The sequence below is a fragment of the Nocardioides sp. YIM B13467 genome (genome assembly GCF_042788075.1).
GTDB lineage: Bacteria > Actinomycetota > Actinomycetes > Propionibacteriales > Nocardioidaceae > Nocardioides.
Window position 1 is genome coordinate 3091243 of sequence record NZ_JBHZPJ010000046.1, and the last position, 24743, is coordinate 3115985.

General features: G+C 70.4%; 18 protein-coding genes. 14 read left to right on the forward strand and 4 right to left on the reverse strand.

Going from position 1 to position 24743, the window contains the following annotated elements:
* Positions 1–56 precede the first annotated feature (56 nt).
* The 4 genes from ACFX43_RS21940 to ACFX43_RS21955 all read left to right on the forward strand — a co-directional run bounded on the left by ACFX43_RS21940 (position 57) and on the right by ACFX43_RS21955 (position 3782).
* Positions 57–1244: an acetyl-CoA C-acetyltransferase gene (locus ACFX43_RS21940; protein WP_378834790.1), complete on the forward strand. Its 1188-nt coding sequence runs from the start codon at positions 57–59 to the stop codon at positions 1242–1244.
* 12 nt (positions 1245–1256) lie between these two features.
* Complete coding sequence (gene meaB, locus ACFX43_RS21945; RefSeq protein ID WP_378834792.1) at positions 1257–2201, forward strand: methylmalonyl Co-A mutase-associated GTPase MeaB; 945 nt, start codon at positions 1257–1259, stop codon at positions 2199–2201.
* 64 nt (positions 2202–2265) lie between these two features.
* Positions 2266–2772 (forward strand): PH domain-containing protein, encoded by a 507-nt coding sequence (locus ACFX43_RS21950; RefSeq protein ID WP_160027818.1) that lies wholly within the window; start codon positions 2266–2268, stop codon positions 2770–2772.
* Positions 2773–2822: 50 nt separating this feature from the next.
* Positions 2823–3782: a co-chaperone YbbN gene (locus tag ACFX43_RS21955; protein WP_378834796.1), complete on the forward strand. Its 960-nt coding sequence runs from the start codon at positions 2823–2825 to the stop codon at positions 3780–3782.
* Here the strand turns inward: ACFX43_RS21955 and ACFX43_RS21960 are convergent.
* The gene (locus tag ACFX43_RS21960; protein ID WP_378834800.1) at positions 3755–4666 is read right to left on the reverse strand and encodes a LysR family transcriptional regulator; all 912 of its coding nucleotides are present in this window, start codon (positions 4664–4666) and stop codon (positions 3755–3757) included. The two genes, ACFX43_RS21955 and ACFX43_RS21960, sit on opposite strands and share 28 nt — an antisense overlap.
* A gap of 73 nt (positions 4667–4739) precedes the next feature.
* Between ACFX43_RS21960 and ACFX43_RS21965 the strand changes: the two genes are divergently transcribed.
* The 3 genes from ACFX43_RS21965 (at position 4740) to ACFX43_RS21975 (ending at position 12422) form a co-directional block, all read left to right on the forward strand.
* Positions 4740–5672: an EamA family transporter gene (locus ACFX43_RS21965; protein WP_378834803.1), complete on the forward strand. Its 933-nt coding sequence runs from the start codon at positions 4740–4742 to the stop codon at positions 5670–5672.
* Positions 5673–5794: 122 nt separating this feature from the next.
* The gene (locus tag ACFX43_RS21970) at positions 5795–8989 is read left to right on the forward strand and encodes a family 78 glycoside hydrolase catalytic domain (protein WP_378834806.1); all 3195 of its coding nucleotides are present in this window, start codon (positions 5795–5797) and stop codon (positions 8987–8989) included.
* A gap of 10 nt (positions 8990–8999) precedes the next feature.
* A complete protein-coding gene (locus ACFX43_RS21975) occupies positions 9000–12422 on the forward strand; it encodes a glycosyl hydrolase (RefSeq protein ID WP_378834809.1) in 3423 nt (1140 codons plus the stop codon).
* A gap of 12 nt (positions 12423–12434) precedes the next feature.
* Here the strand turns inward: ACFX43_RS21975 and ACFX43_RS21980 are convergent, their stop codons facing one another.
* On the reverse strand, positions 12435–13178 hold the full coding sequence (locus ACFX43_RS21980; protein ID WP_378834812.1) for an NUDIX domain-containing protein: 744 nt from the start codon (positions 13176–13178) through the stop codon (positions 12435–12437).
* Positions 13179–13365: 187 nt separating this feature from the next.
* Between ACFX43_RS21980 and ACFX43_RS21985 the strand changes: the two genes are divergently transcribed.
* Together ACFX43_RS21985 and ACFX43_RS21990 are read left to right on the forward strand one after the other, a co-directional pair.
* Complete coding sequence (locus tag ACFX43_RS21985) at positions 13366–14259, forward strand: RNA polymerase sigma-70 factor (RefSeq protein WP_378834815.1); 894 nt, start codon at positions 13366–13368, stop codon at positions 14257–14259.
* Between the two features lie 69 nt (positions 14260–14328).
* Complete coding sequence (locus ACFX43_RS21990; protein ID WP_378834818.1) at positions 14329–15537, forward strand: MFS transporter; 1209 nt, start codon at positions 14329–14331, stop codon at positions 15535–15537.
* 17 nt (positions 15538–15554) lie between these two features.
* On the opposite strand, the gene ACFX43_RS21995 is transcribed toward ACFX43_RS21990, so the two are convergent.
* On the reverse strand, positions 15555–16598 hold the full coding sequence (locus ACFX43_RS21995) for an NAD(P)-dependent alcohol dehydrogenase (RefSeq protein ID WP_378834821.1): 1044 nt from the start codon (positions 16596–16598) through the stop codon (positions 15555–15557).
* Positions 16599–16691: 93 nt separating this feature from the next.
* A complete protein-coding gene (locus tag ACFX43_RS22000; RefSeq protein ID WP_378834825.1) occupies positions 16692–20102 on the reverse strand; it encodes a M36 family metallopeptidase in 3411 nt (1136 codons plus the stop codon).
* Between the two features lie 140 nt (positions 20103–20242).
* On the opposite strand from ACFX43_RS22000, the gene ACFX43_RS22005 reads away from it, so the two are divergent.
* From ACFX43_RS22005 to ACFX43_RS22025, 5 genes are all read left to right on the forward strand, one after another.
* Complete coding sequence (locus tag ACFX43_RS22005) at positions 20243–21022, forward strand: enoyl-CoA hydratase/isomerase family protein (RefSeq protein WP_378834827.1); 780 nt, start codon at positions 20243–20245, stop codon at positions 21020–21022.
* Between the two features lie 5 nt (positions 21023–21027).
* Positions 21028–21363 carry a hypothetical protein gene (locus ACFX43_RS22010; protein WP_378834828.1) on the forward strand — a complete coding sequence of 112 codons (336 nt, stop codon included), beginning with the start codon at positions 21028–21030 and terminating at the stop codon, positions 21361–21363.
* 111 nt (positions 21364–21474) lie between these two features.
* Entirely contained in the window at positions 21475–22266 is a 792-nt protein-coding gene (locus tag ACFX43_RS22015) for an electron transfer flavoprotein subunit beta/FixA family protein (protein WP_378834829.1), read from the forward strand.
* A gap of 21 nt (positions 22267–22287) precedes the next feature.
* Positions 22288–23241 (forward strand): electron transfer flavoprotein subunit alpha/FixB family protein, encoded by a 954-nt coding sequence (locus tag ACFX43_RS22020; protein ID WP_160027846.1) that lies wholly within the window; start codon positions 22288–22290, stop codon positions 23239–23241.
* A gap of 276 nt (positions 23242–23517) precedes the next feature.
* On the forward strand, positions 23518–24735 hold the full coding sequence (locus ACFX43_RS22025) for a phosphatidylserine/phosphatidylglycerophosphate/cardiolipin synthase family protein (protein WP_378834830.1): 1218 nt from the start codon (positions 23518–23520) through the stop codon (positions 24733–24735).
* The last annotated feature ends 8 nt before the right edge of the window (positions 24736–24743 follow it).

Genomic DNA, 24743 nt, shown 5'->3' on the forward strand with positions numbered 1-24743 from the left:
AGGTTACTAATTAGTAACCTCAGAGCAGATCAGCACCACCAACATTTGGAGGACCCATGTCCAACGTCATCGTCGCCGGGGCGCGCACGCCGATCGGCCGCCTGCTCGGCGGGCTCAAGAGCCTGTCCGCGGCCGATCTGGGCGGCATCGCCATCAAGGGCGCCCTGGAGAAGGCGGGCGTCTCCCCGGATCAGGTCGACTACCTGATCATGGGCCAGGTCATCCAGGCCGGTGCCGGCCAGAACCCGGCGCGCGCCGCGGGCATCGCCGGCGGGCTGCCGATGAACGTGCCCTCGATCACGATCAACAAGGTCTGCCTCTCCGGCCTCAACACCATCGCCACGGCCGACCAGCTGATCCGCGCCGGTGAGGCGGAGATCATCGTCGCCGGCGGCATGGAGTCGATGACCAACGCGCCGCACCTGCTGCCGAAGTCGCGCGAGGGCTTCAAGTACGGGGACACCACGCTGGTCGACTCGATGGCCTACGACGCGCTCTACGACCAGGCCACCCAGCAGGCGATGGGCGGGCTGACCGAGCAGATCAACTCCGAGGGTGTGAAGCTCACCCGCGAGGAGCAGGACGCCTTCGCCGCCACCTCGCACCAGCGCGCCGCCGCCGCCCAGAAGAACGGCGTCTTCGACGACGAGATCGTCCCGGTCTCCATCCCGCAGCGCAAGGGCGACCCGATCGTGATCAGCGCCGACGAGGGCGTGCGCGGCGACACCACCGTCGAGTCGCTCGGCAAGCTCCGTCCGGCGTTCTCCAAGGACGGCACCATCACCGCCGGCTCCGCCTCGCAGATCTCCGACGGTGCTGCCGCCGTCGTGGTCATGTCGAAGGAGAAGGCCGAGTCGCTCGGTCTGGAGTGGCTGGCCGAGATCGGCGCCCACGGCATGGTCGCCGGTCCTGACTCCTCGCTGCAGCTGCAGCCGGCCAACGCCACCGCCAAGGCCCTCGAGAAGGAGGGCATCACCGCCGCCGACCTCGACCTCGTCGAGTTCAACGAGGCGTTCGCGGCCGTCGGCATCGAGTCCACCAAGAAGCTCGGCCTCGACCCCGAGATCGTCAACGTCAACGGCGGCGCGATCGCCCTCGGTCACCCTGTCGGCATGTCCGGTACGCGGGTCGTGCTCCACCTGGCCCACGAGCTCAAGCGCCGCGGCGGTGGCACCGGTGCCGCCGCGCTGTGTGGCGGTGGCGGTCAGGGCGACGCCCTGATCGTGCGTGTCCCCAAGGCGTGAGCCATCGCTGATGTGAGCGACCTGGTCGCGCGCGCCCGGGGCGGTGAGCCCCGGGCGGTCGCGCGGCTGGTGTCGTACGTCGAGAACGCCCCGGTCGGCGGCGGGGAGCGGCTCCGCGAGGTGATGGCCGCGCTCGCGCCTCACGGCGGGAACGCCCACATCGTGGGGCTCACCGGCGCGCCCGGGGTCGGGAAGTCGACCACCACCTCCGCGCTGGTCCGCGAGCTGCGCTCCGCGGGGCGCACCGTGGCGGTCCTGGCCGTCGACCCGTCCTCGCCGTTCTCCGGTGGCGCGCTGCTGGGCGACCGGATCCGGATGACCGACCATGCCACCGATCCTGGTGTCTTCATCCGTTCGATGGCCTCTCGGGGTCACCTCGGCGGACTGGCCTGGTCGGCGCCGCAGGCGATCCGGGTGCTGGACGCGGCCGGGTTCGACGTGGTGCTGGTCGAGACCGTCGGTGTCGGCCAGTCGGAGGTCGAGATCGCCGGGCTCGCCGACACCACCGTGGTGCTGCTCGCGCCCGGGATGGGTGACGGCATCCAGGCGGCGAAGGCCGGGATCCTGGAGATCGGCGACCTCTACGTCGTCAACAAGGCCGATCGCGACGGCGCGACCAAGGTCCAGCGCGACCTGCGCGGGATGCTGCGCCTGACCGACCGCACCGAGGGGGCCTGGACCCCGCCCGTGCTCACCGCCGTCGCTCAGTCCGGCAAGGGGCTGGCCGAGGTCGTCGGCGCGCTCGACGAGCACCGCGAGTGGCTGCGCTCCAGCGGGACGCTGGAGCTGCGGCGTACGCGCCGGGCCCGGGCCGAGGTCGAGGCCATCGCCGTCGAGACCCTGCGCGCGAGATGGTCGAGCGTGGGCTCGGACGGCGACCTCGACGCCCTGGCGGCAGAGGTGGTCAAGGGCGTACGGGACCCGTACGCCGCGGCCGACACCCTCCTCGACGACTAGAGTTGTCCCGGCGTACGGCCTGTTCTCTCGCCATGGGTTCGGCGGAGTCACTATCGTTGGTGGTGTGAACCTCTTCGGTGTCGACATCTCCAAGCACCTCCTTCGCGACGAAGGTGAGGTCGTCGTCGACGAGGTCACCCATCACTGGGTCTCCTACCTCCGTCCGGTGGGCGAGGCGATCCTCGGGCTTGCGCTGATGATCGTCGCGGCGACGATCGACATGAACGTGGCCTGGATCATCGTGCTGCTCGCCTTCGCGCTGGTCGGCCACGCGTTCTGGCGCGCGCTGGTGGTCAGCCGGGACCGGTTCGTGGTCACCAACATGCGCATCTTCCGCGTTCACGGTGTGCTCTCGAGCGAGCTGGCGACCATGCCGCTTGCGCGAGTCCTCGACATCACCGTGAAGCAGTCGTTCACCGGCCAGATCTTCAACTACGGCCACTTCGTCTTCGAGTCGGCCGCCCAGGAGCAGGGGCTCAACAACATCTACTTCGTCGGGCGGCCGAACGAGCGAGACCTGACCATCCAGCGCGTCGTCCAGCGCGCCGGCCTGCGCGGCAGCGTGGGATAAACCAGCGTCGGGTGCCCGCCACGCTGGTGCCTGCTCATAGGATTGACCACATGACGCAGCAGCCGTTCTCCCGTCCCGGAGCCGTCGACCTCTCCGGGCTCGCCAGCACCTCGCCCGCCCAGGACGCCCCCTTCGGCGGTCCGGCCGATGCGGCTCCCGCCCAGGGGCGGAGCGCCGGCTCCTACACCGTCGAGGTCGACGAGCAGATCTTCCAGTCGGTGCTCGAGGCGTCGATGACCGCTCCGGTCGTTCTGGTCTTCTACTCGGCCTCCCGCGCCCCCGAGAGCGTCACCTATGCGGGCGACGTGTCGACGGTCGTGGAGGAGTACGACGGCCGCTTCCTGGTCGGCCTGGTCGACATCGACAAGAACCCGCAGATCGCGCAGGCGCTGCAGGTGCCCCAGGTGCCGCTCCTCTACATCCTGCTCGACGGCCGGCCGGTCACCCAGCCGATCCCGGGCGCCCTCAACCTCGAGGAACTGCGTACGGTCTTCCAGCAGCTCGGGCAGCAGCTCACCACCCAGGGGATCGGCGGGCGGCACAAGCCCAACGCCCTCGGCGGTGCCGTGGCGACCGAGGACGGGGACGAGCCGGCGATGGATCCGCGCTACGCCCCGGCCCAGGACGCCCTGGAGCGCGGCGACATCGACGCCGCCGTGGCCGAGTACGAGAAGCTGATCGCCTCCAATCCTGCCGACTCCGAGGCCGCCGCCGGGCTGGCGATGGCCAAGGTGCTGCAGCGTACGCAGGGGGTCGACCTCAACGCCGCCCGTGCCGCCGCCGCGGCCGCGCCCGACGACGTCGACGCACAGACGCTCGTCGCCGACCTGGACCTGCTCGGCGGCCACGTCGAGGACTCCTTCATCCGGCTGGTCGAGCTGGTGCGGCGTACGTCGGGGGATGAGCGCAACAAGGCACGCGAGCACCTGCTGGGGCTCTTCGCCGCGGTCGGCAACGACGACGAGCGGGTGCTCAAGGGCCGTCAGTCGCTGGCCTCTGCGTTGTTCTGAGCCGCGAGGGCCGTCAGCACGGCGGTGACCGCCGGTGAGGCGGCCATCGTGCGACGGTGCAGCGCGAGGATCTCGCGCGTAGGGACCGGGTCGACGACGCGTACGGCGACCAGGTCCTCACCCAGCGCCGCGCGCCCCATGCGGGGGATGAGCGCGATCCCGAGCCCGGCTCGCACCAGGGCCAGATGGCTGTCGAACTCCATCGAGACGTGCGCGATCCGCGGCAGATGGCCGGTGCCGGCGTACATCCGGTTCAGCCACTGCCGGCAGATCGTGCCCTCCGGCGTCGCGATCCAGTCCTCGGCGACGAGGTCGTGCGGGGTCACCTTGGCGAGCTGGGCCAGCGGGTGGTCGCGATGGGCGATCACGTCGGCGATGTCGCGGTGGAGCTCGGTGGTCACGAGATGGTCGGGGATGGAGAGCGGCACGTCGCCCCAGGAGTGCACGACGCCGATCTCGCTGTGACCGGTGGCGACCAGGTCGACGGTGTCCCACGGCTCGCGCTCGGAGAGGGTGAGGGCGAGCTCGGGATGGGCGACGCGGAGCTGGCCCGCGACCGGCGCGACGAGTCCGCGCATCGCGGTCGAGAAGGCGGTCAGTCGCAGCCGGCCGGCCACGGTGGTCGCCTGCTCGTGCAGCCCGGACTCCAGCGACTCCATGTCGGCGAGCAGCCGCGACCCCTCCTCGACCAGATGCCGGCCGGCGTGGGTGAGCATGACGCCGCGCCCGATCCGCTCCAGAAGAGGTACGCCGACCTGCCGCTCGAGCCGCTTGACCTGCTGTGAGACGGCGCTGGGCGTGAAGCCCAGGGCGTCGGCCGCCGCCACGACCGAGCCGTGGGTGTCGACGGTGCGCAGGGCGACGAGCGAGGCGAGGTCGATCATGAAGAAATGCTACGTCATCGGATGAAGAATCATTCGCTGGTGCTTCATTGTCTTTGTTGTCATCGTTGATGGTGTGAACCGCCGTGACTCGCTGCTCGCCGTCCTCGTCGCCATCCTGTGGGGCTTCAACTTCGTCGTCATCGATTGGGGCCTCGAGGCGCGCGACGGGCATGCGGTGCCGCCGCTGCTCCTGCTCGCGGTGCGGTTCGTCCTGGTCGCGTTCCCGGCGGTCTTCCTGCTCCCGCGCCCGAAGGCGTCGTGGCGGGTCGTTGCGGCCGTCGGTGTCTTCATGAGCCTGGGCCAGTTCGGGCTGCTCTACACGAGCATGGCCGCCGGGATGCCGCCTGGGCTGGCCGGCCTGGTGCTGCAGGCGCAGGTCGTGCTCACCATCGTCATCGCGGCCGGTGTGCTGCGCGAGCGGCCGACCCTCTTGCAGGTGGTCGGCGTCGTTGCGGGCGCCCTGGGCCTGGTCGTGGTGGCGCTCGGACGCGGCGGCCACGTGCCCGTCGTCGCGCTGGTGCTCTGCCTGCTCGCCGCGCTGTCGTGGGCGATCGGCAACGTGATCTCCCGGGCGGCCAAGGTGCCGGGCGGGCTCTCGCTGACGGTCTGGTCGGCCCTGGTCGTTCCGCTCCCGCTGCTGGCGCTCTCGCTGGTTCTCGACGGACCCGAAGGGGTCCGCGAGGGAGTGGCCGCCTTCGGCTGGGAGGCGCTCGTCTCCACGGCGTACACCGTCGTGCTGGCCTCGTTCGTCGGCTACGGGATCTTCAACTCGCTGCTCGCGCGGCACCCGGCGTCGTCGGTGGTGCCGTGGATCCTGCTGGTGCCCCCGGTCGCGATCGGCTCCGCGTGGCTGCTGCTCGGAGAGGTGCCGAGCGCCGGCGAGCTGGCCGGTGGCGCCCTGCTGGTGCTGGGTGCGCTCGTTGCTCAGGGAGTCGTGCGCATGCCCCGGCGGCGCGGGGTCATCGAGCCGCTCCCGGATCTCGTCGACAGCGGCAAGCGCCGCTGAGCGCTCCCCGGATCTGACCACGGACTGGCCGCATGCGGCCAGTCTGCTGCTGTGACTCCCGTCATAGGTGTGACGTGCGACATACTGAACCTCCGTTGAGTTGAATCGTTTCAGGAGGTGCGATGAGAGCCCTGCTCACCCTTGCGTTGGTCGCGTCAGCCGTCGGTCTGATGCCGTCCGCGGCGGTCGCGAGCGACCCGTCCGGCGGGGTTGCCGCCCCGGCGCGACTCAGCGTCGGAGGGGTGAGCGACCCGATCGGCATCGACGACCTCACCCCCGATCTGCAGTGGCGCAACGGCGCCGGGGTCGCCCGGCAGACCGCCTACCAGGTCCGCGTCGCGTCCACCCGGAGCCGGCTGGGCGACCCCGACCTGTGGGACAGCGGCCGCGTCCGTTCGGCCGCGATGGCGACGTCCTACGCGGGTGACCGCCTGGCCTCCCGCGACAAGGCGGTGTGGCAGGTCCGGGTGTGGGACGCCACCGGCCGAGCGAGCGAGTGGAGCAGGCCGGCCTCCTTCGAGATGGGTCTGCTCGACGAGTCCGACTGGCAGGGCAGCTGGATCACCGACGAGCGCTGGGCCGCCCCGCTCCACCAGGACGTCAGCATCGGCGCGCAGGAAGCCCGCTATGTACGGCTGACCGTGATCGACCTCGGGCGACCCGGTGAGCCCCTGGACGACCCGAACTGGAAGCCGCGCCTCGAGCTCGGCGAGATCGAGGTCACCAACGGCACCGACGGGGCCAACCTGGCCGAGGGCGCCACGGTGACGGTCTCCGAGGAGAACTCCGAGCCGGGCGTGTGGGACCCCGCCTACCTGACCGACGGCAAGGTGACCACCGCGGACGACCCGCGTGGCTACCGCAGCGCCTACCACCCCGAGACCGACGTCCAGGACCAGCCGATCGTGATCACGATCGACCTCGGTGAGCCGACGGCGATCGACACGCTCCGGCTCTACTCGCTGTGGGACGCGCCCAGCGACTACGGCACCACGCCGAACTTCCCCCGCGACTTCCAGGCCTCGGTCTCCGGTGACGGCGAGACGTTCACCAAGGTCGGGCCGCGGACCAAGGTCACCGCGGTCTCGAACCTGCACCCCTCGCCGGAGGGGCTGCCGGTGCTGGCCCGGGACTTCAGGGCCGGTGACGACATCGCCTCCGCGCGGCTCTACGTCACCGGCGAGGGCGTCTACGACGCCTCGCTCAACGGCGAGCCGGTCTCGCCCGACCTGCTGCAGCCCGGCAACACCGAGCACAGCCTCCGCGTCCCCTACGCGACGTACGACGTGACCCGGCTGCTCCGCAGGGGCAGCAACACCTGGGGGATCGAGCTCGGCAACGGGATCTACAACGTCTTCAACACCCCCGAGATCCCCAAGCGCTACATGAAGGCGGCCGCCGGGCATGGCGCCCCGCGGGCGATGGGGCAGCTCGAGATCACCTACCGCGACGGCCGGCGCCAGACGGTCGCGACCGGCTCCTCGTTCAAGTCGACCCTCGGCGAGGTCACCTTCTCGAACTGGTACGGCGGCGAGGACCACGACGCCCGGCGCGACCTGGGCGCCTGGAACGAGCCCGGTGCGAACCGTGACGGCTGGCGCGACGCGGTCGACATCGGCGCCCCGGCCGGCGACCCGGAGCTGGTGGCTCAGCAGAGCCCGCCGATCCGCGAGGTCGACACCTTGGAGACCGTTGCGGTCAAGGAGCCGAAGGCGGGGACGTACGTCTTCGACCTCGGCACCAACTTCGCCGGCTGGCAGCAGCTGACGACCAGCGGCCCGGCAGGGACCACGATCACGATGCGCCCGGCCGAGAAGCTCAAGGCCGACGGCACCGTCGACCAGGGCAGCGTCGGTGGCGACATCCGGGACCGCTTCACCCTGGCCGGCACCGGCGAGGAGAGGTTCACGCCGAGGTTCGTCTACCACGGCTTCCGCTACCTCCAGGTCGAGGGCCTGACCACAGCGCCGACCGCCGCGACGGTGAAGGGGCTGGTGCTGCGCGCCAACGACCGGGCGGTCGGCTCGTTCACCACCTCCGACCCCCAGATGACCGGGATCCACCGGATCATCGACCGATCGGTGCAGTCCAACATGTACTCCGTCTTCACCGACTGCCCGCACCGCGAGAAGCTCGGCTGGCTCGACCAGACCAACCTGGTCTTCGACACCCTCGCCTACGGCTACGACGTCCAGGCGCACTACCGCAAGATGCTGCAGGACGTCGTGGACGCCCAGCAGGACAACGGGCTGATCCCCACCACCGCACCGGAGGATGCCCTCTTCGCCGGCGCCTTCCGGCACGACGCCAACTGGGGCGCGACCCTCGCGGTGTCGTCCTGGCAGATCTACCAGTGGTACGGCGACGACAGCGCCATGCGCGCCCACTGGCCGCAGATGGTGGAGTACGCCGACTACCTGGCCTCGATCTCGACCGGCGGCATCGTCTCCGGTGGCCTCGGTGACTGGATCACCCCGGCCTCACCGGCCACGCCTCCGGCGCTGACCCAGACCTGGGCCTACCACCGGATCCTCACCCACATGAGCAGGATCGCGGGCGCCCTCGGGCGCGACGCGGACGCCGCTGCGTACGAACAGAAGGCGGCGGAGGTGGCCACGGCCTTCCAGGCGACCTTCTACCACCCGGAGACCGGGCTCTACGGCAACGGCGACCAGGCCAGCCAGGCCCTGGCGCTCCAGGAGAACCTCGTCCCGACCGACCTGCGCGCCGGTGTCCTGGACAGGTTCGTCCAGCAGATCCGCGCCGCGGACGACCACATCGTCGTCGGCGAGGTGGGTCTGTACGCAGCCGTCGACCTGCTTTCTCGGGAACGGCTCGACGACGTGCTCCACGACTGGGTGCAGCGCAACGACGGAGTCAGCTACGGCAAGTTCCTCGCCGCCGGCGCGACCTCGCTGCCGGAGAGCTGGACCAGCTCCGGCGCCTCGCAGAACCACTACATGCTGGGTGCGATCGACTCCTGGTTCACCGGCGGGGTTGCCGGCATCACCCAGGCCGAGGACTCGGTGGCCTGGAAGAAGGTCGTGATCGAGCCCGCGCTCGTCGGTGACGTCGAGTCGGCCGCGTCCTCCTACGAGTCGGTCCGGGGCACGATCTCCAGCTCCTGGGTCCGGACGGACGGACAGGTCCGGCTCACCGTCACGATCCCGCCGAACACCGCCGCGACCGTCCGGGTGCCGGCAGCCGAGGGCGTCCGGGTCACCACCCCGACCGGCGCCCGCCGGGTGGCCTCGACCGTCCCCGGGTTCGCCGAGTTCGAGGTCGGGACCGGCACGTACACGTTCATCACCAGGTAGGGAGCAGAACATGATCCGACTCACCGGCCTTCTCACCGGCACCGTGGCGCTGGCGACCTCGCTCGCGCTCGGCACCGTACCCACCGATCCTGCGGTGGCGACCCAGGCGACGGCGGCGACCGAGGCACGCGGCTTCGATCCGGCTGCCTTCGCCGACCCGCCCCGCGACAGCCGCCCGGCCTTCTACTGGTACTGGACGGGCAACGTGACCCCGGACGTCGTCGACGCGCAGATGGCGGAGATGCGCGACAAGGGCGTCTACGAGGCGGTCCTCTTCCCCTACGGCGGCGACAAGATGCAGCCGGCGTTCTTCACCGAGGCCTGGTTCGACATCGTCGAGCACGTCCTGCGGGAGGCGCAGCGCACCGGGATGCGGATCTGGCTGTTCAACGACAGCAACTTCCCCAGCGGCAAGGCGGGCGGCATCATCGCCAACGGCGGCACCGTCGGGGACAAGACGTACGAGCCGAGCCCGGAGCTTCGGCTGAAGGCGCTGCAGCGCTCGACGCGCGTCGTCGAGGGCCCGGCGACGATCGACCCGGCCGAGTCCAGCGGTCTCAGCGTCGAGGGCGGGCGGCTCGTCGTGGACGCGGCCATCCGCGAGGGCGCGCACCCGATCAGCTCCGGTGCGACCTGGGGCGACTACACCGCGACCGGGAAGGTCACCCTGACCGCCTCCGGCGCGCAGCTCGTCGTACGCGCCTCCGAGGACGGCAGCCGCGGCTACCTCGTCGACGTCGACGTGAAGGGCAAGGCGAGCGTCTGGCGTCTCGACGGCGGTTCGCGGACCCGGCTGACCACCGGTGTGAACACGCCGGGCTTCTCGCCGCGGCGGGAGCAGACGATCAGCGTCACCGTCTCCGGCGACCGGATCCAGCCGGTGATCAACAAGACCGTCCAGCCCGCGGCGGTGGACGCGACGTACGCCACGGGTGCTCCGGCGGTCAGCGCTGAGCTCGGCGGCGTGGGGATCGAGGACGCGGTCGAAGGCCTTCAGCGCGTGCAGTGGAACGACCTGACCGTGACCGACGCGGCCGGGGCTGCGCTGTGGGCGGAGACCTTCGACGACAGCGAGAAGATCGGCGACTTCGGCGGCCCGCTGGTCAGGCTGAAGGACACGGTCGCGGCCGCGGCTCGCCCGACTGGATCGACCGACGGTGGCGACCTGGTCGAGCTCACCCCGAACCTCGAGGACGGCTCCTGGTCGGTGCCGGCGGGGCGCTGGCAGGTCGACACCTTCGCCCACACGACCCTGGTCGACGACACCAGCGGCTACCACCGCGGCTACCTCAATCTGCTCGACCCTGACGCGACCGACCGGCTGCTCGAGGTGGTGCAGGGCGAGTACCAGCGCCGTTTCGGCTGGGCGATGGGCTCGGTGGTGCCGGGCTTCTGGGACGACGAGCCCTTCATCTCCTCCGCCGAGCCGTGGCCGTTCAAGCGGCTCGCCTGGTCCGACGGTCTCGCGGACCTGATCGAGGACGCCGGCGGTTCCCCGGGCATCGCGTTCACCGCCGCCTCCGACCAGCTCGGCCGCACCGGTGAGCAGTACGCCGGAACCTACTGGCGCGCGGTCAACGACGCGTTCGCGACCAACTACTACCAGCGCCAGGCCGCCTGGATGGGCGAGCACGGGCTGCAGCTGATCACCAACCCGCTGCTCGACGAGGAGGGCCCGCAGCAGCGGATGCACAGCACCGGCGACCTGGCCAAGAACAACCAGTACGCCCAGGTCCCCGGCACCGACATGATCACCACCGACTACACCGCGGGCAGGCAGACCACCCTGATGCGCAACGCCGCCTCAGCGGCCCACCAGAGCGGTGCCGAACGCGCCCTGGTGGAGGTGTTCGGCAACTCCGGCTGGGGCGTCGCGCCGGAGTACATGCACGCCACGATCGGTGCCCTGGCCACCCGGGGAGCCAACTTCACCGCGCTGCACGCGATGTGGACCGACGAGAAGCAGGTCTACTTCGCGCCGCCGTTCGGGCCCGCCAGCACCTACTGGGACGCGATGGGCGACGTCGACGCCTGGATCGGCCGGGTCATGGAGCTCGGCCGGGGCGACTCGCTCGCCCGCACCGCGCTGGTCCAGCCGCAGCGGGCCGCGGAGCAGACCCGCACCACCGACGCCGAGCATCAGCTCGACGACCACCTCAGCGGGGCCGCCTTCGCCCTCGAGCGCGGCCAGGTCGACTTCGACCTGCTCAGTGACGGTTCGCTCTCGGGCGATCCGGGCACTCGCTACCAGGCGCGCTCCGACGACGGCGTGCTGAAGGTCGGCGAGGCGAGCTACCGGATGCTCGTGCTGCCGACGACGCCGGTGCTGGACCTGGAGACGGCCCGGACCCTGAAGAAGTTCGTACGCGGCGGCGGGCGCGTGGCGGCCGTCGGGCCGTTGCCCGAGATGGAGGCCGGCGGTCGGACCGCCGAGCTGGACCGGGAGCTGCGCTCGCTGTTCGGTGGCGCCTCGGCGGGTTGGACCCGGCACGGCGGCGGCCACGTCGCCGTCGTCGCGGACGCGGACGCTCTCGGTGGGCTGGCGGCTTCCGCCGGTGTCTCCGCCGCCGAGCTCAGCCCGGCCGCTCCGGCGGTGAGGGTGCTGCGTACCGGCCGGGACGGGGACGTCGCGTTCCTGGTCAACAACGAGAGCGACCAGGCCGTCACCACCTCGGCGACCCTCCCGGTCGACGGCGTGCCGGAGATCTGGGACCCGCGCGACGGCAGCACCGAGGTCGCCGCGACGTACGACGAGCGCGGGAGCAGGGAGACCACCGTGCCGCTGCGCCTCGACCCCTACGAGACGCTCGCGATCGTCTTCCAGAAGGGCACCCGGGCAGGCGCGCACCTGGTCGGTGACCAGGTCGCCGAGTCGGTGACCCGGAGCGGGAAGGGACTCGAGGCGACCGTCCTGGTCGACGAGCCCGGGACGACGACCCTCACCGGCAAGGACGGGCAGCGGACCTACCGCGGCGAGGCCACGACGACCGACCAGCTGCAGCCGATCGCGCTGGACGGGCCGTGGACGGTGAAGCTCGAGCGGGAGGGCGAGTCGGAGCAGACCCGGCCGCTGGGATCGTGGACGACCATCGACCCCCGCTTCTCCGGGAGCGCGACCTACCGCACCTCCGTCGACGTCACCGCCGCCGACCTGGCCGGCCGGCGGATGCTGCTCGACCTCGGCGAGGTGCGCGACATCGCGCAGGTCACCATCAACGGGGTCGTGCTGCCGCGGGCGCTGTGGCGTCCGTACGTCATCGACGCCACCGACGCGCTACGCGCCGGCGCGAACACGATCGAGGTCCGCGTCACCAACACGCTGCTGAACCAGCGTGGCAAGGCCAACCAGGTCCCTCCGACCTCCGGTCTGCTCGGGCCGGTCAGCCTCCGTCCGCGGGCGGTGGCCGTCGCGGAGCTGACGCCGTCGCGGTGAGGTGGAGACGCGTCAGGGACGGCCCGACTCGGTGTAGCCGGGGCCGCCCCGCAGCGCGGCGAGGGCGGCCTCGACCCGACGCGCGGTGAAGTCGGCGGCCCGCTCGCGGACCTCGTCGAGGGTGCAGAACGCCACCGAGCGGATCTCGCGCGGCTGGAGAGTGGTCCGATCGACGATCGAGGACGGGTGGACGCCGCCGTCGAAGACGAGGCAGACGGCGTCGTCCCAGCCGCCCCACGGCGGCAGCCAGTCGGTGAGCAGCAGGTCGCCGGCGGGGAGGACGAGGGCCAACTCCTCCTCGATCTCGCGGGTCGTGGCGAGCTTCGGCGACTCACCGACCTCCACGATGCCGCCGGGCAGGTCCCAGTCCTTCTTGTAGGTCAGCTGGCACATCAGGACGCGCTCCTCGGCGTCGCGCACCAGCATCTGCCCGATCGCGCGCTTGCGCGGGAGGAAGGAGTTGAGCAGCGCCCGGAAGCCCTCGGGGGCCTCCACCGGGGCATCGCTCGCGACCCGGGCGTAGATCATTCGATCCTTGCCGCCCGCCACGCCACGGAGCAGGCCCTCGCGGTGGAGTCCCGACCAGGTCGCGGTGCGCTGCTCGGTGGGGTCGTCCGGGTCGACCAGCGCCTCCACCCGATGATGGGTGAGCAGCGCGGCGGCCACCTCGCGGCGTACGACATCGACGGCCTCGCCGGCAGCCCACTCGATCCGGGCAACGCCCTCCGCCACCGTCGTCGTCTCTGGCTCGCTCACGCGACCACCCTAGCGAGCCGGACCTGTCACAACCCGCCGGTCGTCGGTGTCTGGATGGTGACGAGATGCTCCGACGACACAGGAGGGCGACGATGCCCAGTACGTTCAGGATCCCGAGGGTCGATCTGACCGGTCTCTACGGAGTGATCACGCTGGCGCCAGTGCCGGCGCCGGTAGGGTCGCGGGCATGAGCCAGCCGACCGGCGATGATGCCGCGACGAAGGTCTTCGTCGCCCACCGCAACCTGCTCTTCACGGTGGCCTACGAGATGCTCGGCTCGGCCGCCGACGCCGAGGACGTGCTCCAGGAGACCTGGCTGCGCTGGGCCGAGGTGCCGCTGGAGGAGGTGCGCGACCACCGCGCCTATCTGGTGCGGATCACGACCAGGCTCGCGCTCAACCGCATCCGGACGCTGTCGCGCCGCAAGGAGACGTACGTCGGTCCGTGGCTGCCCGAACCGCTGCTGACCGCGCCGGACGTCGCCGAGGACGCCGAGCTCGCCGACTCGCTCTCGACCGCGGTGCTGCTGGTTCTGGAGACGCTCTCGCCGACCGAGCGGGCCGTCTTCGTGCTGCGCGAGGTGTTCGCTCTGGGCTATGACGAGATCGCGGCGGCGGTCGACAAGTCGCCCGCCGCGGTGCGCCAGATCGCCCACCGGGCGCGCGATCACGTCGCCGAGCGCCGGCCGCGCGAGTCGGTCTCGGCGGCCGAGGCGCGGCATGCTCTGGAGCGGTTCCGCGACGCCGCGACCGGCGGCGACCTGCAGTCGCTGCTGGACGTGCTCGCCCCCGACGTCGTGCTCTTCTCCGACGGCGGCGGTGTGGTGCAGGCGGCCCGCAAGCCGATCCACGGCGCCGAGAAGGTGCTCAGGTTCTTCGCGGGGCTGGCGACGAAGTACGGCATCCCCAGGTTCGAGCTGACCAGCGTCAACCAGGCCCCCGGGATGCTGATCTACTTCGGCGAGGAGGTCGACGGCGTCGTCACGCTGCACGTCGAGGACGGCATGGTCACCGGCCTCTACTACGTACGCAACCCCTCCAAGCTCAGCGGCGTCGTCGAGCAGGTCCATCTGGAACGCTGAGGCCGACGCCGGCCCCGAGGTGGCACGTGCGAGGGTGACGCCCTACGTTCTGCTGCTTGGAGGTTGGCGATGGAAGAGCGGGTCGACGGTCGGCCACTGCTCGCGGTGCTGGTCACGCTCTGCGTGACCGTCACCGCGGCGTACGGCGTCCTCTACTACGCGTTCACCGTCCTGCAGCCGCGGATCGTCGACGCCACCGGGTGGTCGGCGGCCGCGATCACCACCGCCTTCTCCGCCGGGACGCTCGTGGGCGCTGTCGCGGGCATCCCCGTCGGGCGGGTCATCCAGCGCTTCGGGCCGCGGTGGGTGATGGCCGGGGCCAGCCTGCTGGGGGCGGTGTCGCTGCTCGTGGTCGCTGCTGCGCCCTCGTACTGGATCTTCGCGCTGGGCTGGCTGCTGGTCGGGCTCTCGACCGCGGGGACGTTCTACCCGCCGGCGTTCGCGGCGCTGACCCACTGGTTCGGTTCGCGGCGGGTCGATGCGATCACGACGCTCACCCTCGCCGGCGGGTTCGCCTCGACGATCTTCGCGCCGCTCACCGATGCGCTGGCGGGGTGGGTGGAGTGGCGTTGGACGTACGTCATCCTGGCCGGTGCCTTCGTCGTGCTGACGTTCGTGCCGAGCATCGTCGTGCTCGATCTCGCCTGGGCGCCGACGGCTCCGAAGGACGACGGTCGACCCGTGCGGGACCGGGACGTGCTGAGGAGCCGTCGGTTCGTGCTGCTCACCCTCGCGGGCACGCTGGTCTCGATGGTCGTGTTCGCCTCGATCGTCCACCTGGTGCCGTTCCTCGTCGAGCACGGGCTGAGCGCGACCACCGCCGCCTGGGCCCTCGGGCTCAGTGGCGCCGGTCAGGTCGCGGGGCGTGCGTTCTATCCGACGCTGGCGCGGCGTTTCGGCGTCCGCGCTCGGATGATCGGGGGAGTGCTGTGGTTCGCGGCCTCCGTCGCGCTGCTTCCGCTGCTGCCTGCGGTCGGCTGGGTGATGATCGTCGTCGCGGTGCTCACCGGGACCGCCCGCGGGCTCTACACACTCATCTCCGCCACCGTCGTCAGCGACGTGTGGGGGCCGGAGAGGTACGCCGCGCTCAACGGTGTCTACTCGGCTCCCGCCGGGGTCGCGGGTGCGCTCGCTCCTGCTGTGGGGGCTGCGCTCGCGACCGTGCTGGGCGGCTATGACGCGCTCTACTGGCTTCTCGCCGGAACTGTGCTGGTCGCTGCGTTGTTCGCAGGGGTTGCTCTTCGGGGTTGGGGAGGGCCGCCGACCCGTTCTCGATGACCTGGTTCGAGAGTGGACTAGGGAACGACGACGGCACGGCCACGAAGCGTGCCTTCGTGAAGTCGCCGGTACGCCTCCGGTGCCTCGTCCAGGGAGAACCGCTCCGTCTCCACGTGCACGAGCCCGGCGCGGGCCAGGTCGAAGACCTCCATCAGCTCCGAGCGCGAGCCCCAGTACGGAGCCCGGATCACCGCGTCGTACGGCTTGGACAGCGTCCCGACCTGGGCGCTGGCGGTGTTGACGCCGACGATGACCAGGTCGCTCTCCACACCGATCACGGACGAGGCCAGGTCGACGGTCGGCTGGGCGCCGACGAAGTCGAAGACCGCGGTGACGCCGCGGGCGCCGACCACCTTGCGGATGTTGTCGGCGGCCGTCTTGTCGGACAGGAAGGCGTGGTGAGCGCCGACGTCGGTGGCCAGGGCGAGCTTGTCCTCGCCGAGGTCGAGCGCGATCACGGTCGCGGGGGAGAGGGCCCGCAGCAGCTGGATCGCGACGTGGCCGAGGCCGCCCGCGCCGATCACGACGGCGGTCGAGCCGGGGACCAGCTTGGGCAGGGAGCCCTTGATCGCGTGGTAGGGCGTCAGGCCGGCGTCGGTGAGCGCGACATTGGCGACCGGGTCGAGATCACCGAGTGGCAGCAGGTGGCGGGCGTCCGGCACGAGGACGTACTCGGCCATGGTCCCGTCGGTGCCGAGCCCTGGTGGGCTGATGTGGAGCTCGGCGGCGCGCTCGCAGTAGTTCTCCTTGCCCTGCGCGCAGGGGTAGCAGCGGCCGCAGCCCTGCGGCCCGTAGATCGCCACCGGCTCACCGGGCTCGATCCCGTGCGCTCCGTCGCCGAGGGCGTCGACGACCCCGACGCCCTCGTGCCCGAGCGTCATCGGCAGCGGATAGCCGAACGACTGCCAGGCATCTTCCGGCAGGCCCATCAGGAAGGAGTCGGAGTGGCAGGCGCCGGCCGCGGTGATCTTCACCCGCACCTGGCCAGGTGCCGGCTCCGGCACCGGAACCTCGCTGATCTCCGGCGCAGCGCCGATCGTGACGTACCTCAGAGCCTTCATCGTCGATCTCCAGACCGGCAGGACCCCCGCCCGCCGCTGCCTCCCGTTCTACCCTGGCGTCCGCGGGGACGCCAGGGTAGAACGGGGGTCCGGCTACTGCCCGAAGACCTGCAGCTCGGCGGCGTGGACGATGGTGCCGCGGTCGGAGCCGGTCTTGCAGTCGGTCGTCGTGAGCGGGTCGGCGTCCTGCTCACCGGCGTAGCCGACATAGCCCGTGCACTGGTTCTCCAACGCCACCAGACGGACCGCCGCGGCGGAGGTGTCGGGGACGTCGAAGGTGCGCAGGTTGAGGTTGGGCGCGACCGGCCTCGGGCGCTTCCCGGGGAAGGCGTCGTCGGCCGAGGTGTAGAAGCGCTTCCAGGTCGCGCCGGCAGTGTCGCAGGCGGAGACGCACGCCTCCAGGGCGAACTTCCGGAGTGCGGTGAAGCGCGACCCCGAGTCGGCGTCCGTGTCGGTCGCCGGCGACAGGTAGGCGCTGACGTTGACCGTCTTCACCGTGCGGGTCCCGCCGGCCAGGTCCACGGCGATCGAGGGCGTGGTGACGTCCACGTCGTCCGCGGTCGCCCCGCCCCAGTTGGTGCCCTCGGTGCCGTCGATCAGGGCGGCCGGGTTGCGCGAGCCCTCGGTCGAGGTGAGCACCTTGGCGCCGTTGGCGGCCGCGGCCAGGTTGGTCCCGGTCGCGAACGAGACGGTCTTGGTGATCTCCGCGGGGGAGACCGTGACCGTCTTGCGCTGGGCGCCCCCGGTGGCGGAGACGTGGAGAAGCTCGTACGTCCCCGGCACGAAGTGAGCCACCGACCCGAGCGCGGTGTCGGCGAGCGTGTCGGCGATCGGGGTGGCCCGCGCCTCGAAGCGGCCGACGTAGACCTTCCCAGGTGCGGGCGCGGTGAAGGTGACCTTGACGTTGCGCGAGGCCGGCGAGGCGAAGCTCGGGGTCGGCTCGTCGCTGTCGGCGGTCGTGGTGGCGTACTGACCCATGCCGCGCCGGGCGAACGCATCGGCGATCACCTGGCGGTTGGCGCCACCGAAGCGCATCTGGTCGGCCGCGAGGAAGGCGTCGCGGGCGTCCAGCATCGAGGTCGCACCCTGCTGGAGCAGGAACGAGTCGAAGACCAGCTGGATCCAGCGGCGGTTGCCGGGGCACTTGTCGGCAGCGAGCGGGGAGGCGGTCGTCGTCCCGACCGAGCAGCGCCGCTGCAGGGCCTTGTCGGCGTAGGGGTAGGTCGCGTCGTACTTGTCGACCAGAGCCTGCCGCACCGACCACATCGTGCCGTTCCAGATCTCGCCGTCGGCATGGACCTCGGGCCCGGTGCTGTCGAAGCCGTAGTCGGAGAAGTTGAGCGGGTTCTTGTCGATCGCGAAGTCACGGATCGCGACGTCGGTGTTGCCGGTGGCGTAGGAGCCGACGGCCCACGGGCTGCCGCCGTTGTAGAGGTCGTGGGCGAACATGTGCTCGGCCGCGGCCAGGTCGCTCCAGGACTCACCCATCGCGCCGCCCTGCTCGGAGGTCAGGCCGTCGTCGGGGCCACCGACCATCCGGTTGGAGATGGCGTGGGTGTACTCGTGGCCGACGATCCCGAAGTCCAGCGACCCGTCGGTGCAGGGCGCGTAGAAGGCGCCGGCGGCGGGCTGGAAGAGGTACTGGTTGGTGACGCCCGGAACGCCGTCCATCAGGGTGAGCTGGTTGGCGTTGTTGCGACCGGTCAGCAGCCCGGTCTGCTCGATGATCTGCGAGTCGAGCGCGGCGGCCTGCGCGTTGCCGACCTCGGCGTCGAGGCCACGACCGCCACGGCCGAGGTTGTCGGTCTGCAGGTTGTAGTTCTCCTCGGTGAAGCCGAGGAAGTAGGACCAGTCGTGCATCCGGTTGTGGCTCGCGAACAGGTTGCCGACCACGTAGTTGACGTCGTTGCCGCCCGGCACCAGGTTGGTCGGCGCGCACTTGGAGTTGTTCCAGGCGTCGGTGAACGTGCCGGTGTAGTCACGCACCGGCGAGATCGGCGCCTGCTCGAGGCCACCGGCGGCCAGCGGCGAGAGCCAGCCCTCGTGGGTGTTGGCGTTGTTGCCGATCGTGGTCAGGCTCGGCACTCCGACGGTCGTGTTGAGCAGCGTGTCCCACGGACCGGCGTTGGCCAGGCTCTTCAGCTCCGGCCCGGTGCACTCGGCCACCTTGGTCCAGCAGGCGATCACGTCGTTGGCGGGGACCGCCTCACCGCTGGTCGAGGCGGCGTCGGGAGTGCCGGGGAAGTAGGACCAGCGCGGGTTGCTGCCCGGCAGCTCACCGGTCTCCGCGCCGGCATCGGAGGACGCGACGGTCACCGTGTAGCTGCCGACGAGGAGCGAGTCGTCGAAGGGGCACACCTGGACCGCGTACGTCCCGGCGTCGATCTTCTCGGCGGTGTAGGTCGCGGTCTCGGGGCTGGTGAGCAGGTCACCCTCCACGAGCAGCTTCCCGTCAGGAGCGAAGAGCTTCACGGTGAAGTCGTCGGTCGGCAGCCCGATCGCGACCGCGGCCAGGGTGCGGGTCTTGTCGTCGGAGATCTCGAAGGTGTGCTTCGGGCCGCAGGCGCCGAGCGCGGTGCCGGTGAACGGGCCCTCGACGTCGTTCTCGTGGTCGACGTTGTCGCGACGCAGGAGCACCTCGCCGGTGACCGCGTCGACCAGCACCGTCTGCCCCAGCAGGGTGGTGGCGGCGGAGTCGACGACGGTGGCCTGGAAGACAGGACGTACGCCCTCGCCGGGGACGGGGAGGGCCCGCAGTCGCACCAGCTGGTCGGTCGCCAGACCGGGGACGGTCAGCTTGGCCCAGTCGGTCAGCTTCGCGGCGGCGTCGGTGACGATCTCCCCGACCTTCGAGCCGGCGATCGGGCGTCCGGCCGAGGCCGCTGCCTTCAGCCACGCCTCGGTCGGGGTGAGCTCGGGCTTCGCCGGGGTGCCGGTCACCTTGGACAGCGAGGATGAGACGTAGGTGATGGCGCCGTCGGCCACGCCCACGGTGACCATGCCCTCGGTGGCGGCGGAAAGGCCGTCGTAGGTCTGCCGGAAGAGCACCGCATGACCGCCCCCGCCGGCCAGCTTCTGGTCGCTGACGAGCTCGAGGTCCGCCAGCTGCGCCGCGGTGAGCCCGAAGACCGCCGCGTTGTCGTCGAGGAAGCCCCGGGCGGCGGCGACCGGGTCCGAGGAGCCGGCCGTGGCCAGCACGCCGTCGAAGGAGATCAGCGAGGTCGGAGTCCCGTGGGCGTTCCAGCGGATGTCGACGGCGTCCAGGGCCTTGGCCGCGGACTCCTGGGTCGAGGTGGGCAGCACGCGGTCGCGTACGTCCAGGCCGGCGTCGGCCTCGTGACCGAGCAGCCCGCCGGAGCGGGACACGTCGGCCGTGGTGGCAGTGTCATCAGTGGTGGAGAGCGCGGTACCCGAGACCGGCGTCACCAGCACGAAAGCGCCGAGGGCGATGCTCAGCGCGGCACCGAGGCTCACCCTGGCGCGACTGGAACGAATATCGGTCATGTTATTGAAACGTCCCTTTACCGGCGCGGGTTACGCGATACACGCAACGCCTGTACCGCGAACCGGCACACAAGAGGTGGAAGGCACCCGATAGTGTTCCGGACACATGTAACCGCCTTCACAGACAGGGGAGCGCCACGATGGGTGACTTCGTCAACCTCACCGTCGAGGACGGCGTCGGCACGATCCGCCTCGACCGGCCGAAGATGAACGCGATCAGCTTCCAGGTGCAGGCCGAGCTGCTCGAGGTCGCGACCGAGGCGGCAGCCGATGATGACGTACGCGCGGTCGTGGTCTACGGGGGCGAGAGGCTGTTCGCCGCCGGGAACGACGTCAAGGAGATGGCCGGCCTCTCCTACTCGGAGATGGCCAAGCGGGTCGCGGGCGTGCAGGCCGCGGTGACGGCCGTCGCGGAGATCTCCAAGCCGGTGGTGGCCGCGGTGACCGGCTACGCGCTGGGTGGAGGCTGCGAGCTGGCGCTCGCGGCCGACTTCCGGATCGCCGCCGACGACGCGACCTTCGGTCAGCCGGAGGTCCTGCTCGGCATCATCCCGGGCGCCGGCGGCACCCAGCGGCTGGCACGGCTGGTCGGGCCTTCCAAGGCCAAGGATCTGATCTTCTCGGGCCGCTTCGTCAAGGCAGACGAGGCGCTTGCAATCGGCTTGGCCGACCGGCTCGTACCGGCGGCCTCGGTCTATGAGGAGGCGCTCGCGTGGGCGAGCCAGTTCAAGAAGGCGGCACCGTACGCTCTGGCGGCGGCGAAGACGGCGATCGACAAGGGGCTCGGGGTGGACCTCGCCACCGGGCTGGCCATCGAGCAGCAGCAGTTCGCCGGCGTGTTCGCGACGAAGGACTCCCAGACCGGGATGGCATCGTTCCTGGAGAACGGCCCCGGCAAAGCCAACTTCGAAGGGAAGTGAATCTCGTGTCCGACACCAAGACGTCCAACGGCCCGGGCATGGTCCACACCATCCGGTCCTACGCCTCTCGGGTGGTCTGGGCGATCGCGCTGCTCGCCGCGCTGGCGCTGGCGATCGGAGCGCTGCTGATCGCGCTCAAGGCGAACCAGGACAACACCCTCGTGGCGTTCATCCTCGACCTCGCCGACATCGCCGATCTCGGCCTGTTCTCGCGGGAGAACGGCATCAAGCAGTTCAGCGGTGAGGACGCTGAGATCAAGAACGCGCTCTTCAACTGGGGCATCGGTGCGCTGGCGTGGCTGATCGTCGGTCGCATCGTGGCCGGTGTGATCCGGCCCTGAGCCCATGTGACATTCTCAACGCGTAGGCACCTGTCATCCGTATGTGACTGACGGGTAACATCGCTGGCGAACTACGACCATTCCAGGAGGGGCCGGCAAGGCCGCACCATCATGAACATTGTTGTGCTTGTGAAGTACGTGCCGGACGCGACCGCGGACCGGCAGTTCGAGGACGACTTCACCGTCGACCGCGTGAACGTCGACGGTCTGCTCTCCGAGCTCGATGAGTACGCCGTCGAGCAGTCGTTGCAGATCAAGGAGAAGCGCGAGGGTGAGGAGATCACCGTCACCGCGCTGACCGTTGGTCCGCAGGCCGCCGAGGCCGCCGTGCGCAAGGCGCTGCAGATGGGTGCCGACAAGGGCGTCCACGTCGTCGACGACGCGATCGCCGGCTCGGACTCCATCGCCACCTCGCTGGTGCTGGCCAAGGCGATCGAGAAGCTCGGTCCGGTCGACCTCGTGGTCGGCGGTCTGGCCTCGACCGACGCCGGTATGAGCGTCGTCCCGGCGATGCTGGCCGAGCGCCTCGGCCTGCCGCAGGTCACCCTGGCCTCGGTCGTCGAGACCCAGGGCGACCAGATCCGGATCAAGCGTGACGGCGACGTGGCCACCGAGGTCATCGGCGGCACGCTGCCGCTGGTCCTCTCCGTCACCGACCAGTCCGGCGAGGCCCGCTACCCGTCGTTCAAGGGCATCATGGCGGCCAAGAAGAAGCCGCTGGAGACCTGGTCGCTGGCCGACCTCGGTGTCGACGCCGCCCAGGTCGGCCTGGGTGCCGCCTACACCGCGGTCGAGGAGACGGCGGCCCGCCCGCCGCGCACCGCTGGTGAGATCGTCACCGACGAGGACGGCTCGGGCGCCAAGGCGCTGGCCGAGTTCCTCGCGTCCAAGAAGTTCATCTGAGGCCGGGAAGGATTCTGAATCATGGCTGAAGTTCTCGTTCTCATCGACCACGTTGGTGGTCAGGTCAAGAAGCCGACCTACGAGCTGCTGACCCTGGCCGCCAAGCTCGGCGAGCCCTCCGCTGTCTACATCGGTGGTGCCGACGGCGCCGCTGGTGCCGCGGAGGCCGTGAAGGGCTACGGCGCCGAGAAGGTCTACGTCATCGACGACGCCCAGATCAAGGGCTACCTGGTGGCCCCGAAGGCCGAGGCGCTCGCGCAGCTGGCCGGCACCGCCTCCCCGGCAGCGATCCTGCTGCCCTCCTCCGCGGAGAACAAGGAGGTCGCCGCCCGTCTGGCGATCAAGCTCGACTCCGGTCTGATCACCGACGCGGTCGACCTCGACGAGTCCGGTGTGGCGACCCAGTCGGTCTTCGCCGGCAACTTCACGGTCAAGGGCAAGGTCACCAAGGGCACCCCGATCATCACGGTCAAGCCCAACTCGGCCGCTCCGGTCGAGAAGGCCGGCGCCGCCGCCGTCACCCCGTTCGAGGTGACCATCTCCGACGCCGCCAAGACCGCCCAGATCGTGGCCTCCCAGCCGCGTAAGGCCTCCGGCCGCCCCGAGCTCACCGAGGCCGCGATCGTGGTCTCCGGTGGTCGTGGCACCGGCGGCGACTTCTCCGCCGTCGAGGGTCTCGCCGACGCGCTCGGTGCCGCCGTCGGTGCCTCGCGTGCCGCGGTCGACTCGGGCTGGATGCCGCACACCTTCCAGGTCGGCCAGACCGGTAAGACCGTCTCCCCGCAGCTCTACGTGGCCAACGGGATCTCCGGTGCGATCCAGCACCGTGCCGGTATGCAGACCTCGAAGACCATCGTCGCGGTCAACAAGGACGAGGAGGCACCGATCTTCGAGCTCGTCGACTTCGGTGTGGTGGGCGACCTGCACACCGTTCTCCCGGCCGTCACCGAGGCTGTGAAGGCCGCAAAGGGCTGACGAGCGAGGCCGAGGGCCGAGCTTGCTCGTGCGCTCGCGCCGAGCGAGGAAGTCCCGCCGCCGAAGGCGGCCGGGCTGATCGACGTGTGACGTACGTCCCGAAAACCCGCCTCCGAGCACGGCTCGGAGGCGGGTTTCTTTCGGTTTGGCATCTTGTTCTGGGAATTGTCGTTGCGGGCCATACGTCGCTGGGTATAGTCCGGCCGCATGTGGGTGAATGCGCTGAGGTCGAGGACGACCCGGAAGATCTCGATCGCTTCGGCTGTGGCTGGCTGCGTGGCTGCCTTGGTCGTGGCGACGATGTCCGTGGTTTCGACCCCGGCGACCGCGGCGACCTGGTCGCCGCCGGCGGGGCCGTTCTTCAACAACCCGACCGGTGACTCGGGGCAGCGCAACTTCATCGTCCACCGGATCAACAACAGCATCCGCTACGCGGCCAAGGGCTCCTACATCCGGTTCGTCACCTACAACCTGGACCGCGCCGACACCGTCGATCACCTCATCGCGGCACACAAGCGCGGCGTACACGTGCAGATCCTGGTCAACCGGAAGATGTGGAGCAGCGGGGAGCGGAAGCTGGCCGGCCGTCTGGGCACCACGCGCTCCCGGCCGAGCTTCATCTACGGCTGCGCCGGCGCTTGCCGCGGCTATGACACGGGCAACCTGCACATCAAGATCCACTCGTTCACCCAGATCGGCACCAAGCGCAACGTCATCATCAACAGCTCCGGCAACCTCGGTGGCGGCGCGGCCGGTTCGCAGTGGAACGACGCCCAGACGATCTACGCCAACGACAGCCTGTGGAAGACCTGGCTGCGGATGTTCAACGAGCTCAAGGCCGACAGGAAGGCCACTCCGCGCTACGTGTCGTGGTCCGGTGGCGGCACCTCCGTCGGCTTCCAGCGTCAGCGCCCCGGCACGACCAGCGACGAGATCTACGCCCGTGGCAGCGGTGATCGGGTGATCGACCGGCTGCGTCTGATCGGCTGCCGCGCGCCGAGCGGCTACGGCACCAAGGGCAAGACGATCCTGCGGATCCACATGTACGCGTGGTACGGCCGCCGTGGCGAGCGCATCGCCGACGAGGTCGTCCGGCTGAAGAAGCGCGGCTGCGTGGTCCGGGTGATCGGCTCGGTCACCAGCAACGTGGTCTACCGCAAGCTGAGGGCGGTCGGCATCCCGGCGCGCGACGCCGCCTGGGACTGGGGTCAGAAGAAGTCGACGAGCGGCGACAACATCGTCTACGGCTCGCGCTGCTACTCCCACTACAAGTGGATGAGCGTCAACGGCCGCTACGCGGACAGGGGCACCTACAGCGTCTGGACCGGCTCGGAGAACTGGTCGCCGCCGTCGTTCAGCAACGACGAGGTCACCTTCCGGTTCACCTCGAAGAGCTACTACACCGCCTACACCGCCCGGTTCAACAAGATGTGGGACAGCCCGCGGGCCACGCACCGGATCTACCTGGAGCCGAAGACCCGGCCCTGCGCCTGACCGTCGGG